Origin of the sequence: Achromobacter sp. Marseille-Q0513 (genome assembly GCF_018195695.1) — a bacterium.
Taxonomy (GTDB): Bacteria; Pseudomonadota; Gammaproteobacteria; order Burkholderiales; family Burkholderiaceae_B; genus Achromobacter.
The window spans coordinates 25,664-46,387 of sequence record NZ_JAGTJY010000023.1 but is presented as its reverse complement, the minus strand read 5'-3'; the positions used below and the strand labels follow the sequence as shown (position 1 = coordinate 46,387).

The following is a 20,724-nucleotide window of genomic DNA, read 5'->3' as shown; positions in this document are numbered from 1 at the left end:
GGTCGTGAGGCGTGTCTGTGGCAAAAGGGGGCGCAATTGCAGAACGGAAGATTGACATGTCGAAGTCTCTGATCAAGCCGGGTTCGGCCAGCCTGCGTTTCTGGCAGTTGCTGCTGCTGGTCGTGATCCTGGGCGTCTGGCACCTGGCCTCGCGCGATCCCAAGGTTGCGTTCTTCTTCGGCGAGCCGCTGAAGGTGTGGGGTCGCATCTGGGCGTGGTTCGTCACCAACGCCGACATCTACACGCACCTGTGGGTGACGCTGACCGAGACCGTGCTGGCGTTCTTCATCGGCACGGCGGCGGGCCTGGGGGCAGGGCTGTGGCTGGGGCTGTCGCCGCTGGCCAGCGCGATCCTGGATCCGTACATCAAGGCGGCCAACTCGATGCCGCGCGTGATCCTGGCGCCCATCTTCGGCATGTGGTTCGGCCTGGGCATCTGGTCCAAGGTGGCGCTGGCCGTGACCCTGGTGTTCTTCATCGTGTTCTTCAACGTCTACCAGGGTGTGCGCGAGGTCAGCCCCACGCTGCTGGACAACGCGCGCATGCTGGGCGCGCGCCGCCGCCAGCTGCTGCGCCACGTTTACCTGCCGTCCGCCACCAGCTGGGTGTTCTCCAGCCTGCATACCTCCGTCGGCCTGGCCTTCGTGGGCGCGGTGGTGGGCGAGTATCTGGGTTCGGCCAGCGGCGTGGGCTACCTGATCCTGCAGGCCGAGGGCACTTTCGACGTGAACACCGTGTTCGCCGGCATCGTGGTGCTGACGGCGTTCGCGCTGGCGCTGGATTACATCGTCGGCCTGGGCGAGAAGCGCCTGATGAAGTGGCAGCCCAAGTCGGGCGAAACCGAAAAGATCTGAACGGAGCCTGACCATGGCGCGCATACCCTACGCAGACCTGTCCCATCCCGAGGCCCAGCCGCTGGTCGAGCGCATCGTCGCCGAGCGCGGCAGCGTGCTGCATCTGTACCAGATGTTGCTGCACAGCCCGGCGGTGGCCGGCGGCTGGCTCAACTACCTGACCTCGATCCGCCAGCTCAGCACCTTGCCGGGCGACCTGCGCGAGCTGGTCATCATGCGCGTGGCGGTGCTGAACGGCGCGCCCTACGAAGCTGACCAGCACGCGCCGATCGCGCTGAAGGAAGGCGTGACGCAGGCGCAGCTGGATGCGCTGGACGGTTGGCAGGACTCGACGTTGTTCGACGCCCGCGAGCGCGCCGTGCTGGCCTATACCGACGCCATGACGCGTCAGGTGCAGGTGCCCGACGCCGTGTTCCAGGCCGCGCGCCAGGCCATGGGCAGCGACAAGCTGCTGGTTGAGCTGACGGCCACGGTGGCTGCCTACAACATGGTGTCGCGCTTCCTGGAGGCCTTGCAGGTCCATACGCACGACCACCGCTGATGGCGGGCATGGCCGCGCGGGCAGGACGAAAAAAAGGCCGGGCCTGGCGCCCGGCCTTTCTCTTGCGCGGGGGAACCTAGCCGCGCTGCGCTTCGATCAGCGCGTCCAGCTTGACCGCGTCCGCGACGAACAGCCGGATGCCTTCGGACAGTTTTTCCGTGGCCATGGCGTCCTCGTTGAGCAGGCCGCGGAAACTGATCTCGTCCGAGGCGATGCGGGCGATGTGGCCCGCGCCATCGCCGGCGCGCAGCTGCGCGGGCGCGTCGCCTTCGGTGGCCGCCAGCTTGTTCAGCAGCTCGGGGCTGATGGTGAGCAGGTCGCAGCCCGACAGCGCCAGGATCTGGCCCACGTTGCGGAAGCTGGCGCCCATGATCTCGGTGGCGATGCCGAACTGCTTGTAATAGCGGTAGATGCGGGTCACCGACAGCACGCCGGGATCGTTCGGGCCGGCGTTGGCGGCCTCGTCCCAGCCGGCGCCAGCGGCCTTCTTGTGCCAGTCGTAGATGCGGCCCACGAAGGGCGAGATCAGCTGCACGCCGGCGTCGGCGCAGGCGACAGCCTGCGGCAGCGAGAACAGCAGCGTCAGGTTGCAGCGGATGCCTTCGGCCTGCAGCGCGCGGGCCGCCTGGATGCCTTCCCAGGTGGAGGCGATCTTGATCAGCACGCGCTCGCGCGCGATGCCGGCCGCTTCATACAGCGCGATCAGGCTGCGGGCGCGCTCGACGGTGGCGCGGGTGTCGAAGGACAGGCGCGCGTCGACCTCGGTCGACACGCGGCCCGGCACGATGTTCAGGATGGCCTGGCCGAAGGCCACCAGCAGGCGGTCCATCAGCTCGGCGGTCGAGGCGCCGCGATGGTCGCGCGCGGTCCGTTCCAGCAGGGGGCGGTAGGCGTCCTGCTGCACGGCCTTGAGTATCAGGGACGGGTTGGTGGTGGCGTCGGTGGGGCGCAAGGCCTTCATTGCTTCGAAGTCCCCGGTGTCGGCGACCACGGTGGTGTGAAGGCGCAATGCGTCGAGTTGGCTGGACATGGGCGGTGCGGCTCGCTGCTAGGGGATTGCGGCCGCCGGCTGCCCTTGCCGGGCGCGGCGACCTGGAACAGGCCCTAGCGTATCACCGTCGTGATGGTCCGGGCTGGCGCGAGGCAGGGCGGCGATTGGCCCACGGGCGGGCCGGAATCACCCGTTTCGGCCTTATTTGGCGCGGTTTCCCGGGAATTAGGGCCGCTCAAGGTATAATCCGAAGGTTTAATTATAGATTCTGAAACCGGGGTTTACTGTGCTGCCGCAACTCTTTCCCGAGGGGCTCAACCGCTTCCCTCCTGCAATTCTGGCTCTGGCGGACGGTACCATTTTTCGAGGCGTATCGATCGGTGCGCCTGGCCATACGGTCGCCGAGGTGGTGTTCAACACCGCCATGACCGGGTACCAGGAAATTCTCACCGATCCCAGCTATAGCGGCCAGATCGTCACGCTGACCTATCCGCACATCGGCAACACCGGCGTCAACGCCGAGGACGTCGAGGCGAACCGCGTCTACGCCTCCGGCCTGGTGGTCCGCGACTGTCCGGCCCGCGTGTCGAATTTCCGTTCCACGCAATCGCTGCCCGAGTACCTTGCCGAGCAGGGCATCGTCGCCATTTCCGGCATCGACACCCGCAAGCTTACGCGCATCCTGCGCGAGAAGGGCGCCCAGGGCGCCTGCATCTTCGTCGGCGCCGACGCCGAGCGCGCCGTCGAGCTGGCGCGCGGCTTCCCCGGCATGGCCGGCCAGGACCTGGCCCGCGTCGTGTCCATCAAGGACCGCGCCGACTGGACCCAGGGCACCTGGGAACTGGGCGAAGGCTACACCTCGCCCGACCAGTCGCGCTTCCACGTCGTGGCCTACGACTTCGGCGTCAAGAGCAACATCCTGCGCCTGCTGGCCGATCGCGGCTGCCGCATCACGCTCGTGCCGGCCCAGACCACGGCCGACGAAGTCCTCAAGCTCAATCCCGACGGCGTGTTCCTGTCCAACGGCCCCGGCGACCCCGAGCCCTGCGACTACGCCATCGAAGCCACCCGCAAGTTCCTGGACCAGAAGCTGCCGGTGTTCGGCATCTGCCTGGGTCACCAGATCATGGGCCTGGCGGTGGGCGGCAAGACCGTCAAGATGAAGACCGGCCACCACGGCGCCAACCATCCGGTGCAGGACCTGGCGTCCAAGCGCGTGTTCATCACCAGCCAGAACCACGGTTTCGCGGTGGACGCGGCCAGCCTGCCCGCCAACGCGCGCACCACGCACGTCTCGCTGTTCGACGGCACGCTGCAGGGCTTCGAGCTCACCGACCGTCCGGCCTTCTGCTTCCAGGGCCACCCCGAGGCCAGCCCCGGCCCGCACGACATTGTCGTGCTGTTCGACAAGTTCATCAGCCTGATGGCCGGCCAAAAGTAAAGATCGCATCATGCCCAAGCGTACAGACATAAAAAGCATCCTCATCATCGGCGCCGGCCCCATCATCATCGGGCAGGCCTGCGAGTTCGACTATTCGGGCGCCCAGGCGTGCAAGGCGCTCAAGGCCGAGGGCTACCGCACCATCCTGGTGAACAGCAACCCGGCCACCATCATGACGGACCCGGAAACGGCCGACGTCACCTACATCGAGCCCATCACCTGGCAAGCGGTCGAGAAGATCATCGAGCGCGAGAAGCCCGATGCGCTGCTGCCCACCATGGGCGGCCAGACCGCGCTGAACTGCGCGCTGGACCTGGCCCACCACGGCGTGCTGAAGAAGCACAACGTCGAGCTGATCGGCGCCAACGAGCACGCTATCGAGAAGGCCGAGGACCGCCAGAAGTTCAAGCAGGCCATGACCGACATCGGCCTGGAATCGGCCAAGTCGGGCGTCGCCCACAGCATGGACGAGGCCTGGGAAGTGCAGCGCCGCATCGCCGCGGAAGTCGGCACCTCGGGCTTCCCCGCCGTGATCCGCCCCAGCTTCACCATGGGCGGCTCGGGCGGCGGCATCGCCTACAACGCCGAGGAATTCGAAACCATCTGCCGTCGCGGCCTGGAAGCCTCGCCCACCAACGAGCTGCTGATCGAGGAATCGCTGCTGGGCTGGAAGGAATTCGAGATGGAAGTGGTCCGCGACAAGGCGGACAACTGCATCATCGTCTGCTCCATCGAGAACCTGGATCCGATGGGCGTGCACACCGGCGACTCCATCACGGTGGCGCCGGCGCAGACGCTGACGGACAAGGAATACCAGATCATGCGCAACGCGTCGATCGCCGTGCTGCGCGAGATCGGCGTGGACACGGGCGGCTCAAACGTGCAGTTCGCGGTCAACCCGAAGAACGGCCGCATGATCGTCATCGAGATGAACCCGCGCGTGTCGCGTTCGTCGGCGCTGGCCTCCAAGGCCACCGGCTTCCCCATCGCCAAGGTCGCCGCGCGCCTGGCCGTGGGCTACACGCTCGATGAGCTGAAGAACGAAATCACTGGCGGCGCCACGCCCGCCTCGTTCGAGCCCTCGATCGACTACGTGGTCACCAAGGTGCCGCGTTTCGCGTTCGAGAAATTCCCCACCGCCGACGCGCGCCTGACCACCCAGATGAAGTCGGTCGGCGAAGTCATGGCCATCGGCCGCACCTTCCAGGAATCGTTCCAGAAGGCGCTGCGCGGGCTGGAAGTCGGCGTGGACGGCCTGAACCAGAAGACCACCGACCGCGAGAAGCTGCAGGTCGAGCTGGGCGAGCCCGGCCCCGAGCGCATCTGGTACGTGGGCGACGCCTTCGCCCAGGGCTTCACGCTGGACGAAGTGCACAACATCACGCACATCGACCCGTGGTTCCTGTCGCAGATCAAGGAAATCGTCGACATCGAGCTGGCGCTCGAGCAGAAGACGCTGTCCGACCTGGACTACGCCACCCTGTGGGAACTGAAGCGCCGCGGTTTCTCCGACCGCCGCCTGGCCTTCCTGCTGGATTCGTCCGAGTCCGAGGTGCGCAAGCTGCGCCACCAGCTCAACGTGCGTCCCGTGTACAAGCGCGTGGACACCTGCGCCGCCGAATTCGCCACCCGCACGGCCTACATGTACTCGACCTACGAGGAAGAGTGCGAAGCCGCGCCCACCGACCGCAAGAAGATCGTGGTGCTGGGCGGCGGTCCGAACCGCATCGGCCAGGGCATCGAGTTCGACTACTGCTGCGTGCATGCCGCGCTGGCGCTGCGCGACGACGGGTTCGAGACCATCATGGTCAACTGCAACCCGGAAACCGTGTCCACCGACTACGACACCTCCGACCGCCTGTACTTCGAGCCGCTGACGCTGGAAGACGTGCTGGAGATCGTGCACAAGGAAAACCCGGTCGGCATGATCGTCCAGTATGGCGGCCAGACCCCGCTGAAGCTGGCGCGCGCGCTGGAAGCCAACGGCGTGCCCATCATCGGCACCAGCCCCGAGTCCATCGACGTGGCCGAGGACCGCGAGCGCTTCCAGAAGCTGCTGCACAAGCTCGGCCTGCGCCAGCCGCCCAACCGCACGGCCCGCACCGAGAACGAAGCGCTGGCCCACGCCGCCGAAATCGGCTACCCGCTGGTGGTGCGCCCGAGCTACGTGCTGGGCGGCCGCGCGATGGAAATCGTGCACGAGCAGCAGGACCTGGAGCGCTACATGCGCGAAGCGGTCAAGGTCAGCAACGATTCTCCGGTGCTGCTGGACCGCTTCCTGAACAACGCCACCGAAGTCGACGTGGACTGCCTGTCCGATGGTGAGACCGTCTTCATCGGCGGCGTCATGGAACACATCGAGCAGGCCGGCGTGCACTCGGGCGACTCCGCCTGCAGCCTGCCGCCGTATTCGCTGTCGGCCGACGTGATCGCCGAGATCAAGCGCCAGACCGCGATGATGGCCAAGGCCCTGAACGTCAACGGCCTGATGAACGTGCAGTTCGCCATCCAGGGCGGCGACGTCTACGTGCTGGAAGTGAACCCGCGCGCCTCGCGCACGGTGCCCTACGTGTCCAAGGCCACCGGCCTGCAGCTGGCCAAGATCGCCGCGCGCGCCATGGCCGGCCGCAAGCTGGCCGACCAGGGCGTCACCAAGGAAGTCGTGCCGCCTTACTTCTCGGTCAAGGAAGCCGTGTTCCCGTTCGTCAAGTTCCCGGGCGTGGACACCATCCTGGGACCGGAAATGAAGTCGACCGGCGAAGTCATGGGCGTGGGCAACAGCTTCGGCGAAGCCTTCGTCAAGTCGCAGCTGGCCGCCGGCGTGCGCCTGCCGGAATCCGGCACGGTGTTCATCAGCGTGAAGAACCAGGACAAGCCCCGCGCCGTGGAAGTGGCGCGCGGCCTGCACGCCCTGGGCTTCAAGCTGGTCGCCACGCGCGGCACGGCCGCCGAGATCGAGGCCGCCGGCATTCCGGTGCAGCTGGTGAACAAGGTCACCGAAGGCCGTCCGCACATCGTCGACATGGTGAAGAACGGCGAGATCTCGCTGGTCATCAACACCGTTGAAGAGCGTCGCAACGCCATCGCCGACTCGCGCACCATCCGCACGCAGTCGCTGGCCGCGCGCGTGACGTTCTTCACGACCATCGCCGGCGCCCGCGCCGCCGTTGAGGGCATGCAGTACCTGCGCCAAGGCCTGGGCCTGCAGGTGTACCCGTTGCAGGAACTTCACGCGTCCCTGGCGGACAAATAAGGCTCTCGGGCGTGCGCGGCACGCCCGAAGTCATTCTGGAGGTGTAGGGATGAAGTGGTTCATTCTTGCGTTATTCATTGTTTGCGCCACGGTCGTGCATTTCCGTGGCCGGGTCAGGCACAAGTTCTCGCGCCAGGCGCTGGATCATTCCACGTTCACCGCGCCGCTGAACTGCTTCATGTACGCGTTTTCCAGCGTGCCGAATCAGCCGTACCTGGACCTGAAGGACTTTCCCGAGCTGAAGGTGCTGCTGGACCGTTGCGACGAGATCCGCGAAGAGGCCGTGCGCCTGTTCGGCGATGGTCATATCAAGGCGTCCGACAAATACAACGACGCCGGCTTCAATTCGTTCTTCAAGAGCGGCTGGAAGCGCTTCTACCTGAAGTGGTATGACGCCGACCATCCCTCGGCCAGCGCGCTGTGCCCGGTCACGACCGAGCTGCTCAAGGGCATCCCGAACATCAAGGCCGCCATGTTCGCCTCGCTGCCCCCGGGCAGCCGGCTGCCGCGCCACCGCGACCCCTACGCGGGCTCGCTGCGTTTCCACATGGGCCTGATCACGCCCAACAGCCCCGACTGCTACATCAACGTCGACGGCGAGACCTACTACTGGCGCGACGGCGAGGCCGTGGTCTTCGACGAGACCTTCATCCACTACGCCGAGAACAAGACCGATCAGAACCGGATCATCCTGTTCGCCGACGTCGAGCGTCCGATGCGCTTCCGCTGGGCCCAGGCCGTCAACCGCGTGGTGGGCGGCTTCCTGCTGCGCGCGGCGGCCGCGCCCAACCAGGAAGGCGACAAGACCGGCGGCATCAACCGCATCTTCGGCGCCGTGTACGCGGTGCGCCGGGTCGGCAAGGCCCTGAAGAAGCGCAGCCAGCCGCTGTACTACCTGACCAAGTGGCTGCTGGTGGGCGGCATCCTGGCCTGGATCTTCCTGTAGGACGGCCTGCGCGCAGCGTCCGTCCAGGCAGGTTCCGGGCGGGTTTGCTGTAGCATGAAGGCGGTGCTTTCCGGTGACGGGGCGCCGCCTTTTTTCTGCCCGCCGCCCGCCGGTCCCCATACCTTCCGATCTCTCCATCCGTCATGAACCGAGTCTTCATCACTGGCGCCAGCAGCGGCCTGGGCCGCGCGTTGGCGCAGCGCTACGCCGAGACCGGCGCGACCCTGGGCCTGCTGGGCCGTCGCGAGGCGGCCTTGCGGGAACTGGCCGCCAGCCTGCCCGGACAGCACCGCTGCTATGCGGTGGACGTGCGCGACCGTCAGGCCCTGCATGCGGCCGCCACGGATTTCATCGCCTTCTGCCAGGGACGGGTGGACGTGGTGATCGCCAGCGCCGGCATCAGCGCGGGCACCTTGACCGAGCATGGCGAGGACTATGACGTGTTCAAGGCCATCGTCGACACCAACCTGCTGGCCACCGTGGCGACCTTCGAGCCTTTCGTCGGCGCGATGCGCAACGCCGGCGGCGGGCGGCTGGTGGGGATTTCCAGCGTGGCCGGCGTGCGCGGGCTGCCGGGCGCGGGCGCCTACAGCGCGTCCAAGTCGGCGGTGACGACCTATTGCGAAAGCCTGAGGCTGGAACTGGCGGGAGACGGGATCCGGGTTGTGACCATTGCGCCGGGCTACATCAAGACCGCGATGACGGCGCACAACCCCTATTCGATGCCATTCCTGATGGAGGCCGGGGATTTCGCCCGGCGCGCCCATGCCGCCATCGAGCGCGGCGTGTCGTACCGGGTGATCCCGTGGCAGATGGGCGTGGCGGCGCGGCTGATGCGCCTGTTGCCCAATGCGGTCTATGACAGGCTGGCGCGCAACGCGCCGCGCAAGCCGCGCAAGGCGGGCTGATTCCGCCCGCCGGGGGTGTTTAGCGCACCACGTCGTTGCGCGTCTCGCCGCTCACGTGGCTGACGTCGCCCCAATCCAGTACCTGCCATTCGCGACCGCTCACGCCGACGCGGTTGATGCTGACGTTCAGCATCGACGCGTCGCGCGGGGCGTTGAGCGGCACGCCGCTAGCGTGGCGCCAGACGATGTCCAGCACGCCGCCGTGCGTGAACAGCATGATGCGCTCGCCGCCGTGGCGTCCGGCAATGTCGTCCACCGTGGAAATCACGCGCGACTGGAACTGGCCCAGCGTCTCGCCGCCATCCAGCGGGCGCAGCGGATCGCGGCTCTTCCAGGAGGCCGCCGCCGCCGGGGCCAGCGTGTCGATGTGTTCCAGGTCCAGCCCTTCCAGCACGCCGAAGCCGCGTTCGCGGATGCCGGGCTCGGTGCGGATGCGCAGGTCCAGCTGTTCGGCCACGGGCTGGGCGGTATCGCGGGCGCGCTGCAGGTCGCTGCTGTAGAGGGCGTCGAAGCGCGTCTGGACGGCCTCGTCGCGCATGCGCGCGGCCAGTTGCGCGGCCTGCTGCCGGCCGGCCTCGTTCAGCGGAATGTCTTGCCAGCCTTGCAGGCGGCGCTGGCGGTTCCCGTCGGGTTCGCCGTGGCGGGTGAACCAGATTTCAGTCATGCGGGGTACGTAGCGGTAGGGGAAGGGATCCCGGGAGCTTAACGCGACGCGCGGCGTCGCGCTAACCGGGGCTGCCGCTCGCGCACCCGTTGACCAAGCTCTGCGCCGGGCGCATGCGTCGCTCGGCGGTCTTCATCTGCTCGGCCTAGCCGGCCGCCTTGGCCGCCTTGGCCTTCGCAACCAGGACCTTCTGGATCTGGCCCATGATCTGCGTGGCCTGCGAGTTCAGGGACTGCAGCTGTTGCGACTTCTGTTCCGGCGACATGCTGCTGGCCTCGATCTTGCGGATCTGCTCCATGACCTTGCTCAGCTGGCGCAGCAACTGCTTGATCTGGCGGGTGTAGATGTCGTCGTCTTCCTTGGGCTCGAGGTCCGCGGCCTCTTCGGCCTTCTTGTTCGAGGCGGACAGGCCGCTTTGCTCGCCGTTCAGGCGCAGTTTGCCGTCCGCCGAGATGCTGACCGGATCCGAGCCGTCTGCGCTCTTTTCCTCCCTGTTCGCCCGGATTTTCTGGTTCCAGAGGTCGAACATGGCGTTATTCGAGGTGCTGCCGATAGGGTTGATGGCCATGATAGTCCCGCGTTGTTGGTGATTTTCTGGGGTAGGTCCTGACAAGTACGGCATTCTGGCGCTGAAATTAAGGCCCACCCCCGAGGCGCTTGCGCGCCTCCCCCTCAAGGGGGCACGCCTACGGACCGGCGGAGCCGGATCCGTGGCGTCCCGCTGGGTGCTCGCGTTACATGTCTTATGGCGGGACTTAAATATTGCAGGGGGTTCCTGCGGGCCTTTACACTGGCGCCCGCCCGCCGCTTGCCTCAACGGAGCGGGCGCAAGGCTAGCGGGCGCCGTCCGGGCCCATCGACCCGACAACATCCTGGGGAATCCATGTCCAAATCGTACTTTCCGCGCTGGCGCCTGGCGGACGACGCCGAGCCCGGCGTCATCATCGCGCCCGACGAAAGGCTGTCCTGGCCCAAGAACGTGGCCATGGGCGCGCAGCACGTGGTCGCCATGTTCGGCTCCACGGTGCTGGCGCCGCTGCTGATGGGGTTCGATCCGAACGTCGCCATCCTGATGTCGGGCATTGGCACGCTGATCTTCTTCCTGTTCGTGGGCGGCCGGGTGCCGAGCTACCTGGGATCCAGCTTCGCCTTCATCGGCGGCGTCATCGCCGTCACCGGCTACGCGGGCGGCGGCGCCAACGCCAATATTGGCGTGGCGCTGGGCGCCATCATCGCCTGCGGCCTGGCCTATACCCTGATCGGCCTGATCGTCTGGGCCGTCAATGCGCGCGCCGGCGGCGGGGCGGGCTGGATCGACACGCTGATGCCGCCTGTCGTGACCGGGGCCGTGGTGGCCGTGATCGGCCTGAACCTGGCGCCCATCGCGGCCAAGGGCGCGATGGGGCAGTCGGGCTTCGACACCGCCATGGCCATCGTCACCGTCCTGTGCGTGGGCGGCATCGCCGTGTATACGCGCGGCATGGTGCAGCGACTGCTGATCCTGGTGGGCCTGATCCTGGCCTGCGTGGTGTACGTGATCTGCGCCAATGTCCTGGGCCTGGGCAAGCCGGTCGACTTTGCGGGCGTGGCGGCGGCGGCCTGGTTCGGCCTGCCTCATTTCGCGGCGCCGGTGTTCAAGGCCGAGGCCATGGGCCTGATCGTGCCGGTCGCCATCATCCTGGTCGCCGAGAACCTGGGCCACGTCAAGGCGGTCAGCGCCATGACGGGCCAGGACCTGGACCGCTACCTGGGCCGCGCCTTCGTCGGCGACGGCGTGGCCACCATGGTGTCGGGCGCGGTGGGCGGCACCGGCGTCACCACCTATGCCGAGAACATCGGCGTGATGGCCGTGACCCGCATCTATTCCACCCTGGTCTTCGTGGTGGCGGCACTGATCGCCATCGTGCTGGGTTTCTCGCCCAAGTTCGGCGCCCTGATCCAGACCATCCCGGCGCCCGTGCTGGGCGGCATGTCGGTCGTGGTGTTCGGCCTGATCGCCGTGGCCGGCGCCCGCATCTGGGTGGTGAACCAGGTCGATTTCAGCGACAACCGCAACCTGATCGTGGCCGCGGTCACGCTGGTGCTGGGCGCGGGTGATTTCACCGTCAAGCTGGGTAATTTCACGCTGGGCGGCATCGGCACCGCCACCTTCGGCGCCATCATCCTTTACGCCTTGCTGCGCCGCAGGAAATAAGGCCCGCCGGGCCGGGCATGCGTCGCCCGGCCCGATCAGGCCCGCCCGGCTCAGGAGCGCGACAGGCGCGTTGCCCGGGCGCCATGGGCCAGCACGGCGGCCGGTTCGGCCTCGATCACCTGGCCCGACTGGGTCTTGAACACCGCCGTGGCCTCCGCCAGCTTGCGGGCCTGTTCCTCCATGGCCGAGGCGGCGGCCGAGGCCTCTTCCACCAGCGCGGCGTTCTGCTGCGTCACCTCGTCCATCTGCGATACCGCCAGGGTGATCTGGTCGATGCCGCCGGCCTGTTCGGCCGAGGCCGCCGAGATTTCGCCCATGATGTCGGCCACGCGCTGCACCGAGGTCACGATTTCCTGCATGGTCTGGCCGGCGGCCGTGACGTGCGCCGAGCCCGACGTCACGGTGTCCACCGAGGTTTCGATCAAGGTCTTGATTTCCTTGGCCGCCTGCGCCGCGCGCTGGGCCAGCGTGCGGACCTCGCCGGCGACGACCGCGAAACCCTTGCCCTGTTCGCCGGCGCGCGCGGCTTCCACGGCTGCGTTCAGGGCCAGGATATTGGTCTGGAAGGCGATGCCGTCGATGACCGAGACGATGTCGGCGATGCGTTTCGAGCTGTCCGAAATGCCCTGCATGGTCTGGACCACCTGGCCCACGGTCTGCCCGCCGCGCTGCGCCACTTCCATGCTGACGGCCGCGAGCTGGTTGGCCTGGGCGGCGTTCTCGGCGTTCTGCTTGACCGTGGCTGCCAACTGCTCCATGGTGGCGGCGGTCTGCTCCAGCGCGGCGGCCTGTTCTTCCGTGCGGCTGGACAGGTTGGCGTTGCCGGCGGCGATCTCGGCGGAGCCGATGTTGATCTCGTCCACGCCCTGGCGCACCGTGGAAACGGTGCGGGTCAGGCCTTCCTGCATGCGCTTGAGCGCTGCGAACAGGGCGCCGATTTCATTGTTGGAGCGGGTTTCCACCCGGCTGGTCAGGTCGCCGCCCGCGATGCGGTCGAAGTGCATGCCGGCTTCCCGCAGCGGCAGCAGCACGCCGCGACGGATGAAGGCCCAGCACAGTGCGGCCAGCAGCAGGGCCGTGGAGAGCAGGGCGACGGCCGAAATCCGGGCCGAGGCGTAGGTCCGCTGCGAGCTGTCGAGCACCGCATCGCTGCGTTCTGCCACCCGGCTCAGGAAGGCCTGCATGTCCTTCGTGAAACCTTCATCGATCTGACGCAGCTTGCCTTGCCCCGCCTGGTAGCGGGGAGCGGCGTTTTCCTTCAGCGCGGCATACTGCGCATCCAGGGCGGCGCTGTATTCGGTGAAGCGGGCCTGCAGCGTTTGCGCCAGCTGCTGCCCGCGCTCGCTCTTGGGCACGGCCATATACCGGGCGTAGCGTTCGCGCGCCATTTGCAATTGGCTGTTGGCGGCCTGGAGGAATGTCGCCGCTTGATCCGCGGAACCGGATTGCAGCTCGGATATGCCTGCATCCAGGGCCAGGCGGGTGCGCAGCAAGGCGCCGTTTGCTTCATATAACGGATCGACCTGATGCACGGCGACATTATTCAGGTCTTCTATTTCAACGACGCTGCGCTGGGCATTAATCCAGCCCAGGCCGCAAGCGAGCGCCAGGGCAATAACGAAGCAGGACAGCACCAGCAGCATTCCGGTACGGACTTTCAGTTTTTCCAGCATGAGAGAGCTCCTCGGTCTTGAACGCGACCCATCGCGCTCCGGGAAAGTCCCCCGCCCGGACAGCGCCATGGGAGGCGGATGTCGCGCCGAATGACTGCGATGCATCCGCCAGACTGCAACACGCACAATCGATCGTTCTCGCGGTGAGTTTTTGGGAGAAACTCCGCGACCCCCTTTTAGTAATAAAGAGAAGCGCCGGTTGAAATACCGGTTGTTTTTAATTGTTCATTAATAAGGCAACTTTCCGGTTATACCTTCTTTGGCCATTTTGACTACGATTTTTTACACACGCGCGGCTATCAAAAACCGTGTCGATATTGGGCAGTATCTTTTATGCAACGAACGATTTATGCGCAATAAACAGCGGGTGAAGACGCTGGGACTGCGCGGCCGCTCGAAAGCGGCGCGCAGGCGGGCGCCATCATCCTGAAATAACAGCCGGCGCCGAGCGCCGCATTGGGAGCGGGTGGGCGCAGGTGGAGCGGAAAACTCGCGCAAAGCCTGGAAAGATCTTGGCGGCCATCAGCATGGCGCAGCCCGCATCTGGCGGTTTCTTGCGTGGAAACGACGTTTTCTCGCGGGTTACGGCGGCGAAATGCGCGGAAAACGACGGTTTTCCCGGCGGCTTGCAATTCGTCCGAACTTTGACCACAATATGACCTTGATTGCCCCGGTTCCGACCCGAGCCGGGGTTTTGTTTTGGTCGCAGCCCGCCGCCTCGCCGGCCGGCCGATCAGAGCGGGCAAAGGGGAAACCGATCGGGTTCAGCCTTGCGCCTTCCCTGATCCCGCCGTCCCGCAACAGTCGCCACGCAGCAACGGCGGCGCGAGAGACAGGCCTACGGCCTTCACACCGAGAACGCTCCGTCGGGGGCGTTTTCTACTTTTGTTTGGGAAACGACATGTCTGCCATTCCTTTGACCGTGCGCGGGGCCGAGCGCTTGCAAGAAGAGCTCCAGCGGCTGAAAACCGTGGAACGTCCTGCCGTTATCAACGCCATCGCTGAAGCGCGTGCGCAAGGCGATCTGTCGGAAAATGCCGAATACGACGCCGCGCGCGAGCGTCAGGGCTTTATCGAGGGCCGCATTGCCGAGCTTGAAGGCACGCTGTCCAACGCCCACCTGATCGACCCGTCCTCGCTGGACGCGGAAGGCCGGGCGGTATTTGGCGCCACCGTCGATATCGAAGACCTGGATTCGGGCGACCGCCTGACCTACCAGATCGTCGGCGACGTGGAAGCCGACATCAAGTCGAATCTGATCTCCGTGTCGAGCCCCGTGGCCCGCGCGCTGATCGGCAAGAGCGAAGGCGACGTCGTCGAGGTCCTGGCCCCGGCCGGCGTGCGCGAGTATGAAGTCCTGGGCGTGCGTTACATCTGACGCAGCTGCCCATTTAGCTGTAGACCATCAAAACACCATAGGTTGAACTTCACGTTCATCGGCAATCCGCGATAACATGCGGACCGCTTATGGTGGATCGGGCGCGTAATGCGCCCGTTTTTGTTGCCGCGGGTTCCGCATCGGGCCAGATCCTGGTGATGGATGGCGCGGCGCCCCAGGGTCACTTCGTCGCGGGCCGGTCCCGAGACGAAAAAAAGCCCCCTTGCGGGGGCAGTCCTGGCGCGAACAGGCGCTGCGCCGGATGATTTTGCTTGTTCGGGACTCAGCGCTTGGACGACGAACGCCGGCTGGTGCCGCTGCGGGCTCCGGCGCGCAGGCTGAGCGCACTGCCGGCGCGGCGCGGAATCGCATGGGCGCTGCCAGAGGCCTTGCGATTGCTCGGGCGCATGGGCTTGCCGTTCTTGTTGAGCTCGCTGGCCGGGACGCGCGCCGGCTTGGCCGGGGCTTCGTCCGGGTCGGTCCGGCGCGACGGGCGCTTGGACAGCGTCTTGCCTTCGGCGGCGAGCTTCTTGGGCGTATGCGGCTCGGAGGCGCGGCGCTTGGCGGGGCGCTCGGGCTCCAGGGCTGCCAGCGCGGCGGGCTTGACGTTGCCCGGCAGCTGGCGGAACAGGATCAGCGTCTTGCCCAGGTGATGTACCGGGGCGCAGGACAGCTTGTCGCAGATTTCCGACAGCATGGCCTCGCGCGCCTCGCGATCGTCACCGCCGGCGCGGACCTTGATCAGGCCATGGGAAGTCAGGGCCCGGTCGATTTCCTTGAGCACGGCCTCGGTCAGGCCGTTGTCGCCGATCAGGACGACGGGGCGCAGGGGGTGAGCGGCGGACCGAAGGTCGCTGCGCTCGCGAGAGGTAAGTTCTAATATAGGCATGCGTGGAATTGTACGGTAATGGCCAAAAATAAATTCTCCAAAGACTGGATTCACCAGCACATCAACGATCCCTATGTGAAGCTGGCGCAACAGAAGGGCTATCGGGCCCGGGCGGCGTTCAAGCTCATAGAGATCCTGGACACCGAAAAGCTGATGCGCCGCGGCGACCTGGTGGTCGACCTGGGCTCGGCGCCCGGCAGCTGGTCCCAGGTTGCGCGCGAGCGCCTGGCGGGGCCGGGCGGGATCGTGGACGGGCGCATCATCGCCCTGGACATCCTGCCCATGGAACCCGTGGCGGGGGTGGAATTCATCCAGGGCGACTTCCGCGACGACGAAGTCCTGAAACAATTGGAGGAAATGGTGGGATCCCGCGCCGTGGATCTTGTTATTTCCGACATGGCCCCCAACTTGTCCGGGGTAGGCATCGCGGACGCCGCGCGCATCCAGCATGTCTGCGAGCTGGCGATGGAGTTTTCCTGCGCCCACCTCAAGCCCAACGGGGTGCTGATCGTCAAGGCTTTCCACGGCAGCGGCTTTTCGCAGATCGTGCAGTCCTTCAAGCAGCGCTTCAAGCGGGTGGTCGAGCGCAAGCCGAAGGCATCCCGGGACAAGTCCTCGGAAACCTTTCTGGTCGCCCGTGATCTGAAGTAGCCCTGCCGGAGCCTGGCGCTCCGGCGCCACAAAACCACGGCCAGCCCCTGGACTGGCCAGCGAGACAGCGACCGGAAAAACCTCGAATCAGACGTAACGCCACGGCTCCCAGGCCTCCCAGGACGCAACGCAGTCCGACAGGGTAGAATGGGCTATTGACATACTTGTGACTGTGCCATACGCGGGTGCGCAGTCGCCGGTCGGAATCGAAAGCAGGAGATCGACCTTGAACAACTCATTTTCGAAAGTCGCTGTCTGGATGGTGATAGCCCTTGTGCTGTTCACCGTCTTCAAGCAGTTTGACGGACGCGCCCAGACCCAGGACGGCGTGACCTACACGCAGTTCATGGACGACGCCAAGGCGGGACGCATCCGCAAGGTGGACGTGCAGGGCGGTCCTGGCGGCGACGTGCTGTACGTCACCCCGGACGCCGGCCGCGCCTACACGCTGACCTCGCCCGGCGACCTCTGGATGGTCTCCGACCTGCTGAAGTACGGCGTGCAGGTGTCGGGCAAGCCGCGCGAAGAGCAGTCGCTGCTGATGAGCATCTTCGTGTCCTGGTTCCCCATGCTGCTCCTGATCGGCGTCTGGGTGTTCTTCATGCGCCAGATGCAGGGCGGCGGTCGCGGCGGCGCGTTCAGCTTCGGCAAGTCGCGCGCCCGCATGCTCGACGAGAACACCAACCAGATCACCTTCGTGGACGTGGCCGGCTGCGATGAAGCCAAGGAAGACGTCCAGGAACTGGTCGACTTCCTGCGCGACCCGAGCAAGTTCCAGAAGCTGGGCGGTCGCATTCCGCGCGGCGTGCTGATGGTCGGCTCGCCCGGCACCGGCAAGACGCTGCTGGCCAAGGCCATCGCCGGCGAAGCCAAGGTGCCTTTCTTCAGCATCTCGGGTTCCGACTTCGTTGAAATGTTCGTCGGCGTGGGCGCGGCCCGCGTGCGCGACATGTTCGAGAACGCCAAGAAGCACGCGCCCTGCATCATCTTCATCGACGAAATCGATGCGGTCGGCCGCCAGCGTGGCGCCGGCCTGGGCGGCGGCAACGACGAACGCGAACAGACCCTGAACCAGATGCTGGTCGAGATGGACGGCTTCGAGTCGGGCCAGGGCGTCATCGTGATCGCCGCGACCAACCGTCCCGACGTGCTCGACCCGGCGCTGCTGCGTCCGGGCCGCTTCGACCGCCAGGTCGTGGTGCCGCTGCCCGATATCCGCGGCCGCGAGCAGATCCTGAAGGTCCACATGCGCAAGGTTCCGCTGTCGCCGAACGTGGACGCGACCGTCCTGGCGCGCGGCACCCCGGGCTTCTCCGGCGCCGACCTGGCCAACCTGGTCAACGAAGCCGCCCTGTTCGCCGCCCGACGCAATGGCCGCACGGTCGACATGTCCGACTTCGAAAAGGCCAAGGACAAGATCATCATGGGCGCGGAACGCCGCTCCATCGTGATGCCCGAAGAGGAACGCAAGAACACCGCGTACCACGAGTCCGGCCACGCGATCGTCGCTCGCCTGCTGCCCAAGACCGACCCGGTCCACAAGGTCACCATCATCCCGCGCGGCCGCGCGCTGGGCGTGACCATGCAGCTGCCTGAGACCGACCGCTACAGCATGGACAAGGGCCGCCTGCTGTCCACCATCGCCGTGCTGTTCGGCGGCCGCATCGCCGAAGAAATCTTCATGGACCAGATGACGACGGGCGCCTCGAACGACTTCGAACGCGCCACCGCCATCGCCCGCGACATCGTCACGCGCTACGGCATGACCGACGAGCTGGGCCCCATGGTCTATGCCGAGAACGAAGGCGAAGTGTTCCTGGGCCGCAGCGTCACCAAGACCACGCACATGTCCGAAGCCACCATGCAGAAGGTGGACACCGAGATCCGCCGCATCATCGACGAGCAATACAGCGTCGCGCGCAAGATCCTGGAAGACAACCGCGACAAGGTCGAAGTGATGACCTCGGCGCTGCTCGAATGGGAAACCATCGACGCCGACCAGATCAACGACATCATCGAGGGCCGCCCGCCGCGTCCCCCGAAGACGCCGCAAGGCCCGTCCGACACCTCCGACACGCCGCCCACCGGGCTGGCCGCCGGCGGCAACACGGCAGCCGCCGTCTGAGGTTTGCCATACTGAGTCATGGCGAATAACTTTCTTTGCGGGCGCTTCGAGTTCGATCTCGAGCGCCCGCTTGTCATGGGTATCGTCAATGTCACGCCGGATTCCTTTTCCGATGGCGGCCGGCATGACGACACCGACTCCGCAGTGGCGCACGCGCGCAGCCTGATCGCCGAAGGCGCGCACATTCTGGACCTGGGCGGGGAATCCACCCGCCCCGGCGCCGAGCCCGTCTCGGCCGCCGACGAGCAGGCACGCCTGCTGCCGGTGATCGAGGCGCTGCGCGATTGCGGCGTGCCCCTGTCGATCGATACCTTCAAGCCCGAAGTCATGCGCGCCGTGCTGGATGCCGGCGCCGACATGATCAACGACATCTACGGCTTCAGGCAGCCCGGCGCCGTCGAGGCGGTGGCGCAGTCGCGCTGCGGGCTGTGCGTGATGCACATGAAGGGCGAGCCGCGCACCATGCAGGCCAGCCCGCCCGAGTACACCGACCTGATCGGTGAGATCGGCCTGTTCCTGGGATCGCGCGCGCAGAAGCTGCGCGCCGCCTGGGTGGACCCCCGCCGCATCGTGCTGGATCCGGGCTTCGGCTTCGGCAAGACGGCGGACCAGAACTTCCAATTGCTGCGCCGGCTGTCCAGCCTGCGCAGCTCCGGCTATCCGCTGCTGATCGGCCTGTCGCGCAAGAACATGATCGGGCAGGCCACCGGCCGGCCCGTCGACGACAGGCTGCCCGGCAGCATCGCCGCCGCCCTGGCCTGCGTGGCGCGTGGCGCGTCCATCGTGCGGGTGCACGATGTGGCCGCCACGGTCGACGCGCTGAAGGTCTGGCAGGCGGCCGAACAAGGAGCAATTTGTTCATGATTCGACGCAAGTATTTTGGTACCGACGGGGTTCGCGGCGAAGTCGGCGGCCCGGTGATCAACGCCGAATTCGCGCTGCGCCTGGGCTACGCCGCCGGGCGCGTGCTGGCCCGTGAGCACGCGGTGCGCGGCGGCAGCCGCCCGCAGGTCGTCATCGGCAAGGACACCCGCATCTCGGGCTACATGCTGGAATCCGCGCTGGAAGCCGGCCTGTCGGCGGCGGGCATCGACGTGCTGCTGGCCGGCCCCATCCCGACGCCGGCCGTGGCCTACCTGACCCGCGCGCTGCGCCTCGTGGCGGGCATCGTCATCAGCGCCTCGCACAATCCCTACCAGGACAACGGCATCAAGTTCTTCTCGGCGCAGGGCATGAAGCTGGCCGACGATATCGAGGCCGATATCGAGGCCGCGCTGGACGAGCCGCTGGGCTGTGTCGGGTCCGAGGGGCTGGGCCGCGCCCGCCGCATGTCGGACGCGCAGGGCCGCTACATCGAATTCTGCAAGAGCACCTTCCCCAACGACCTGGACCTGAACGGCATGTCCATCGTGGTCGACGCCGCCCACGGCGCCGCCTACAACATCGCGCCGCACGTGTTCCGCGAGCTGGGCGCCGAGGTGCACGCCATCGGCGTGCATCCGGATGGCTTCAACATCAACAAGGGCGTGGGCGCGCTGCATCCCGAGCTGCTGGCGCGCGAGGTACAGGCCCGTGGCGCCCAGGTCGGCATCGCGCTGGACGGCGACGCCGACCGCCTGCAGATGGTCGACGGCGACGGCCGCATCTATAACGGCGACGAACTGCTGTACGCCATCGTGCGCGAGCGCATGCAGCGCGGCAAGGTCGACGGCGTGGTCGGCACGCTGATGACGAACTTCGGTTTCGAGCGCGAGATGCAGCGCCTGGGCGTGGGCTTCGAGCGCGCCAACGTGGGCGACCGCTACGTGCTGGAGCAGATGCAGAACCGCGGCTGGCTCTATGGCGGCGAAAGCTCCGGCCACCTGCTGTGCCTGGACTGCCATACAACGGGCGACGGCATCATCGCCGCCCTGCAGGTGCTGACCGCGCTGCGCCGCAACCAGGCCACCATGTCCGAATGGCTGGGCGAGCTGCGCATGTATCCGCAGAAGATGATCAACGTGCCGCTGGCGCCGGGTCAGGACTGGAAGACCCATGCCGGCCTGTCGGCCGCGCGCCAGGCGGTCGAGGCCGAGCTTGCGGGCCGTGGCCGGATCCTGATCCGCGCCTCGGGCACCGAACCCAAGCTGCGCCTGATGGTGGAAGCCGAAGACGAGGCGCTGGCCGTGTCCAGCGCCGAGAAGCTCGCGGCCAGCCTGGGGTGATTCCGCTCCGGC

The 20,724-nt window shown here is 66.5% G+C and carries 17 protein-coding genes; 12 read left to right on the top strand and 5 right to left on the bottom strand.

The features are described from left to right. Positions 1–56: 56 nt before the first annotated feature. Together KDH83_RS07675 and KDH83_RS07670 are read left to right on the top strand one after the other, a co-directional pair. Positions 57–854, top strand: a complete 798-nt coding sequence (locus KDH83_RS07675; RefSeq protein ID WP_212314114.1) for an ABC transporter permease — start codon at positions 57–59, stop codon at positions 852–854. A 13-nt stretch (positions 855–867) separates the two neighbouring features. Continuing rightward, positions 868–1,395, top strand: coding sequence for a carboxymuconolactone decarboxylase family protein (locus tag KDH83_RS07670; RefSeq protein ID WP_212314113.1), 528 nt, complete (start codon positions 868–870; stop codon positions 1,393–1,395). A 76-nt stretch (positions 1,396–1,471) separates the two neighbouring features. Here the strand turns inward: KDH83_RS07670 and tal are convergent, their stop codons facing one another. Further along, positions 1,472–2,425 carry a transaldolase gene (gene tal / locus KDH83_RS07665; protein WP_212314112.1) on the bottom strand — a complete coding sequence of 318 codons (954 nt, stop codon included), beginning with the start codon at positions 2,423–2,425 and terminating at the stop codon, positions 1,472–1,474. Positions 2,426–2,729: 304 nt separating this feature from the next. Between tal and carA the strand changes: the two genes are divergently transcribed. From carA to KDH83_RS07645, 4 genes are all read left to right on the top strand, one after another. After that, on the top strand, positions 2,730–3,827 hold the full coding sequence (gene carA, locus KDH83_RS07660; protein WP_249204924.1) for a glutamine-hydrolyzing carbamoyl-phosphate synthase small subunit: 1,098 nt from the start codon (positions 2,730–2,732) through the stop codon (positions 3,825–3,827). 10 nt (positions 3,828–3,837) lie between these two features. After that, positions 3,838–7,080, top strand: coding sequence for a carbamoyl-phosphate synthase large subunit (carB, locus tag KDH83_RS07655; RefSeq protein ID WP_212314105.1), 3,243 nt, complete (start codon positions 3,838–3,840; stop codon positions 7,078–7,080). A 49-nt stretch (positions 7,081–7,129) separates the two neighbouring features. After that, positions 7,130–8,026, top strand: a complete 897-nt coding sequence (gene lpxO / locus KDH83_RS07650; RefSeq protein WP_212314102.1) for a lipid A hydroxylase LpxO — start codon at positions 7,130–7,132, stop codon at positions 8,024–8,026. Between the two features lie 143 nt (positions 8,027–8,169). Then, positions 8,170–8,934 carry an SDR family oxidoreductase gene (locus KDH83_RS07645; RefSeq protein ID WP_212314094.1) on the top strand — a complete coding sequence of 255 codons (765 nt, stop codon included), beginning with the start codon at positions 8,170–8,172 and terminating at the stop codon, positions 8,932–8,934. Between the two features lie 19 nt (positions 8,935–8,953). Here the strand turns inward: KDH83_RS07645 and KDH83_RS07640 are convergent, their stop codons facing one another. Both KDH83_RS07640 and KDH83_RS07635 read right to left on the bottom strand, forming a co-directional pair. Further along, positions 8,954–9,598, bottom strand: a complete 645-nt coding sequence (locus KDH83_RS07640) for a histidine phosphatase family protein (protein ID WP_212314092.1) — start codon at positions 9,596–9,598, stop codon at positions 8,954–8,956. A 145-nt stretch (positions 9,599–9,743) separates the two neighbouring features. Beyond that, positions 9,744–10,166, bottom strand: coding sequence for a hypothetical protein (locus KDH83_RS07635; RefSeq protein ID WP_212314089.1), 423 nt, complete (start codon positions 10,164–10,166; stop codon positions 9,744–9,746). Between the two features lie 315 nt (positions 10,167–10,481). On the opposite strand from KDH83_RS07635, the gene KDH83_RS07630 reads away from it, so the two are divergent. After that, positions 10,482–11,792 (top strand): solute carrier family 23 protein, encoded by a 1,311-nt coding sequence (locus KDH83_RS07630; protein ID WP_212314087.1) that lies wholly within the window; start codon positions 10,482–10,484, stop codon positions 11,790–11,792. A gap of 50 nt (positions 11,793–11,842) precedes the next feature. Here KDH83_RS07630 and KDH83_RS07625 read toward each other — a convergent pair whose 3' ends face one another. Next, positions 11,843–13,465: a methyl-accepting chemotaxis protein gene (locus KDH83_RS07625; RefSeq protein WP_212314085.1), complete on the bottom strand. Its 1,623-nt coding sequence runs from the start codon at positions 13,463–13,465 to the stop codon at positions 11,843–11,845. A gap of 901 nt (positions 13,466–14,366) precedes the next feature. Between KDH83_RS07625 and greA the strand changes: the two genes are divergently transcribed. Beyond that, positions 14,367–14,843 (top strand): transcription elongation factor GreA, encoded by a 477-nt coding sequence (gene greA / locus KDH83_RS07620; RefSeq protein WP_103275738.1) that lies wholly within the window; start codon positions 14,367–14,369, stop codon positions 14,841–14,843. Positions 14,844–15,126: 283 nt separating this feature from the next. Here greA and KDH83_RS07615 read toward each other — a convergent pair whose 3' ends face one another. Continuing rightward, entirely contained in the window at positions 15,127–15,732 is a 606-nt protein-coding gene (locus KDH83_RS07615) for a YhbY family RNA-binding protein (protein WP_212314083.1), read from the bottom strand. 18 nt (positions 15,733–15,750) lie between these two features. Here KDH83_RS07615 and KDH83_RS07610 point away from each other — a divergent pair, with 18 nt between their 5' ends. The 4 genes from KDH83_RS07610 to glmM all read left to right on the top strand — a co-directional run bounded on the left by KDH83_RS07610 (position 15,751) and on the right by glmM (position 20,712). Then, positions 15,751–16,383 carry an RlmE family RNA methyltransferase gene (locus KDH83_RS07610; protein ID WP_212314081.1) on the top strand — a complete coding sequence of 211 codons (633 nt, stop codon included), beginning with the start codon at positions 15,751–15,753 and terminating at the stop codon, positions 16,381–16,383. Between the two features lie 226 nt (positions 16,384–16,609). Continuing rightward, positions 16,610–18,508 (top strand): ATP-dependent zinc metalloprotease FtsH, encoded by a 1,899-nt coding sequence (gene ftsH / locus KDH83_RS07605; RefSeq protein ID WP_103275735.1) that lies wholly within the window; start codon positions 16,610–16,612, stop codon positions 18,506–18,508. 18 nt (positions 18,509–18,526) lie between these two features. After that, positions 18,527–19,372, top strand: coding sequence for a dihydropteroate synthase (gene folP, locus KDH83_RS07600; protein ID WP_212314079.1), 846 nt, complete (start codon positions 18,527–18,529; stop codon positions 19,370–19,372). Continuing rightward, positions 19,369–20,712, top strand: coding sequence for a phosphoglucosamine mutase (gene glmM, locus KDH83_RS07595; RefSeq protein ID WP_212314077.1), 1,344 nt, complete (start codon positions 19,369–19,371; stop codon positions 20,710–20,712). The genes folP and glmM overlap by 4 nt, the downstream gene beginning before the upstream one ends. The last annotated feature ends 12 nt before the right edge of the window (positions 20,713–20,724 follow it).